Source organism: Microcystis sp. M53598_WE2, assembly GCF_030067735.1.
GTDB classification, from domain to species: domain Bacteria; phylum Cyanobacteriota; class Cyanobacteriia; order Cyanobacteriales; family Microcystaceae; genus Microcystis; species Microcystis aeruginosa.
On record NZ_JASJFE010000981.1, the window covers coordinates 1 to 3,689 of the forward strand.

The 3,689-nt window shown below is 45.3% G+C and carries 2 protein-coding genes; one reads left to right on the forward strand and one right to left on the reverse strand.

The window, feature by feature from the left end; genetic code table 11:
* Positions 1-128: 128 nt before the first annotated feature.
* A complete protein-coding gene (locus PX636_RS20035) occupies positions 129-1,229 on the reverse strand; it encodes an alkene reductase (RefSeq protein ID WP_288118489.1) in 1,101 nt (366 codons plus the stop codon).
* 674 nt (positions 1,230-1,903) lie between these two features.
* Here PX636_RS20035 and PX636_RS20040 point away from each other — a divergent pair.
* Positions 1,904-3,469 carry a B12-binding domain-containing radical SAM protein gene (locus tag PX636_RS20040; RefSeq protein ID WP_288118491.1) on the forward strand — a complete coding sequence of 522 codons (1,566 nt, stop codon included), beginning with the start codon at positions 1,904-1,906 and terminating at the stop codon, positions 3,467-3,469.
* Positions 3,470-3,689 lie beyond the last annotated feature (220 nt).

Below are 3,689 nucleotides of genomic sequence, written 5' to 3' on the forward strand. Positions count from 1 at the left end.
CAAACCCTAAGTAGGTAGGTATTAAAAACTTTCAGATCCCCCCGCCTATCGGCACCCCCCTTATTAAGGGGGGCAGGGGGGATCGAACCTAAAATCCATTTTTGATTTAATTATAACCAGCTACTTAACTAGGGTTTATAACTGGGAAAATCGATATAACCTTCCTTGTCAAAAGAATACCAATCTTTCATCTCAGCATCGGGATTAAGGGGCCAATTATTGGCGAATCTTTCCACCAAATCGGGATTACTGATATAGGGGCGACCGAAAGCAATTAAATCAGCGTCTCCTAACTGAATAGCGGCTTCAGCAGTTTCTTTTGTATAACCACAATTGCCGATTAATGCACTATTAAAAACAGCCCGAAACTCGGATAAAAGCATCGGTTGACCCTTTTCATGAAAACCAAAAGCCAAGCCATCTAGCAGATGCAAATAAGCTAAATTGTACTCATTTAATCTTTGGGCAATATAGAGAAAAGTTTCTCGAAAATCCTCGGAACCCATGTCATTATAAACGCCATTGGGAGACAGACGCACCCCCACCCGATGACTGGGAAAAACAGTTAAAATTGCCTCGACTACTTCCTGTAAAAAACGATAGCGATTTGCCAAACTGCCTCCGTACTTATCCTGACGCTGATTAGTGGCCGATTGTAGAAAAGTATCGATTAAATAACCATTAGCCCCGTGAATTTCTATGCCATCAAACCCCGCTAATTTTGCCCTCTGAGCGGCTTGGCGGTAATCGGCGACAATTGTGGGGATTTCCTCGGTTTCTAAGGCTCTAGGGGTCTCGTAGGGCTGTTTGCCGATGGGTGTATGCAACTCCCCCTTAATCTTAATTGCGGAAGGGGCAACGGGTAAAGCCCCATTTTCCTGAAAACTAGAATGAGAAGCGCGACCACAGTGCCACAATTGACAAAAAAGTGGTGTTCCTTTTCTTTGGGCGATTTTTGTCACCATTTGCCATGCTTGCGCTTGTTCATCGGTGTAGATACCGGGGGTATTTTGCCAACCGTTAGCTTGGGGAGAAATTACCGTCGCTTCCGTAATCATTAATCCCGCGCTGGCCCTTTGCCGGTAATACTCGGCCATTATCTCATTAGCAAGACGTTTTTCTCCGGCTCGCGCTCGCGTCATGGGAGCAAGCACAAGACGATTTTCTAAGTTTAAATCTCCCAATTTAAATTGACTTAAAAGAGCCAGGGAAGTAGTGAAGGAAGTCATCGAATTTGCCGATAGAGAGTTTAGGTTAATTTTACCGCAATTAGTTAAAACCAGACAATCACACCCGAGGATGATTGACTGGCTATCTGCGAGATTGTTCCTCTCCTAAGTGAGGAGAATTAATCGGGTCAATTAGCTGACTATAATTGATCTTGTTCATAAATATGACTATAATTACCAGTTATTTAATTTATTCATCTTCCAAAATTAAAGAGACATAAACTATATTTTATGGTAGTTGAGTCATGATGGGTCGGGATAAAATAGTGTAATTACGCTTATGTTTACCTGACCAGAAATAGTCATTGTCCAGATGTCTAGTAACTGGTGTTTTTCCGATAAAACAGACTTCCTAGGGACTGAAACGAAACCCTTACTATTCGGTGCTTGCGAATTTTAAGAGAGTTTTTCAGAATCAGCATTTTTTAGGGAACCTACCCAAAAATACCCAAAAGAGGCAGACAGCCCCTACAGTGCGTTGATAAAAATGGGAAAACACGAGTTTTTAGCAAGCATCGTGCATTGAATTGTACTAATCTCGAAAAAATTGCTGTTTTTTCACGATTTATTTAGAACTAATTTATTAGTAAAAAAAGATGTTAAAACAGTCTTGATCGACTTGGGCTTTGTGGCTAGTATGTAAAGCATATAGCTTCTTCATTGGAGACACCTGAATGAAAGCCCTATTACTATGGCCGCTGATGCCCAACTCCTTTTGGTCCTATCAAGAGACTTTAAATCTAGCCGGCTTGAGAGCAACCAATCCGCCCCTGGGTTTAATTACGGTGGCGGCCCTATTGCCATCGGATTGGGAAATCCGGTTTGTTGATCGCAATGTCCGATTGGAAACGGCTTCGGATTGGGAGTGGTGCGATTTGGTAATCATCTCCGCCATGATCATTCAGAAAAAAGACTTTCAAGAATTGATTGCCAAAGGGTTGCAGTTGGGTAAAAAAGTGGCTGTGGGCGGGCCTTACCCCACCTCCTATCCAGAAGTTGCCCAAAAAGCTGGGGCAGATTACCTGATTCTGGATGAAGGCGAACTGACAATCCCGCTGTTCCTGGCAGCCCTGGAGCGGGGTGAACCGAGTGGTGTCTTTAGAGCCAGCGAGAAACCCGATGTAACCATGACACCGATCGCCCGCTATGATCTACTAGATCTGGATGCCTATCTGGCGATTACCGTGCAGTTTTCTCGCGGTTGCCCCTTTCAATGCGAATTTTGTGACATCATCAACCTCTATGGCCGCAAACCGCGCACCAAAACCCCAGAACAAATGTTGGCTGAGTTGGAGACGTTATATCAACTGGGCTGGAGGCGCTACATTTTTGTTGTGGATGACAACTTCATTGGCAATAAGCGGAATGCCAAGGTGTTTCTGCGGGAGTTGATCCCCTGGATGGAGCAACACCAGTATCCCTTTAAACTGATTACGGAAGCTTCCCTTAATCTGGCCGAAGACAGTGAACTGATCGAGTTAATGGTCAAGGCTGGCTTTATGCTGGTGTTTATGGGGATTGAGACACCAGATACCGATAGCTTAATGGGCATTAACAAGGTTCAAAACACCCGCCAATCCCTGATCGAATCCTGTCACAAAATTACCCGCATGGGGCTGCAGATTATGTCTGGCTTCATTATCGGTTTTGACAATGAGAAACCTGGCGCAGGGCAGCGGATCAAAGATTTTATTATGGAGGCGAGTATTCCCCAGGGGCAGTTTAGCCTGCTCCAGGCACTGCAAAATACCGCCCTGTGGAATCGCCTGCAACGGGAAGGTCGTCTGGTGGATGGCATGGGCACTTTCCATCAGGGAGCGATGATGAACTTTGAGCCAACTCGCCCGGTGGAAGAGATTACCGAAGAATACATCGATGCTTTCTGGGAAATCTACGATCCTGTTAACTACCTGAAACGAACCTTCAACCATTTCATGATGATGGGGGGATGGCGCGGCAAATCGAACCGTAAATTAGATTGGCAACAGTGGCAATTGTTCCGTTCCTTGCTCTGGCGGCAGGGGATTGTCCGACCGACGCGGTTCCGTTTCTGGTGGCAACTGGCGGTGATTGCCTGGGTCAAGCCCCGTCTGCTAGAAGAGTATCTAGCGACCCTAGGGATAGGTGAGCATTTTTTTGCCTATCGCTATGAAGTAAGAGAACAATTACTAAAACAACTAGCCGATTTGAAGCAACAGAAAGCAAGGGTAGCCCAGCTGGAAAAAACGCTCAAAAACTAGACAATATCGCCGACGAATAGTCATTTATCCCTAAACAGCGCTCTTGAATCCTACCCCAAAGTAGAGCAACAAAAAGCGAGTGGGGTTGTTTGACTGTCAAGTCAGTTGACATACCCCACGCCGTAAACGGACGTGGATTCTTCTAGCATCACTGCTGTGAATTTCTGGCTCAACGAGTCCACTTGAATTAGATTCCTGGCGAAATCCCACCCAGAGGTGG

What these genes read in the sequence shown, in the direction of transcription:
- PX636_RS20035 (WP_288118489.1), bottom strand. Translation starts at nt 1,229, where the DNA reads ATGACTTCCTTCACTACTTCCCTGGCTCTTTTAAGTCAATTTAAATTG.
- PX636_RS20040 (WP_288118491.1), top strand. Translation starts at nt 1,904, where the DNA reads ATGAAAGCCCTATTACTATGGCCGCTGATGCCCAACTCCTTTTGGTCC.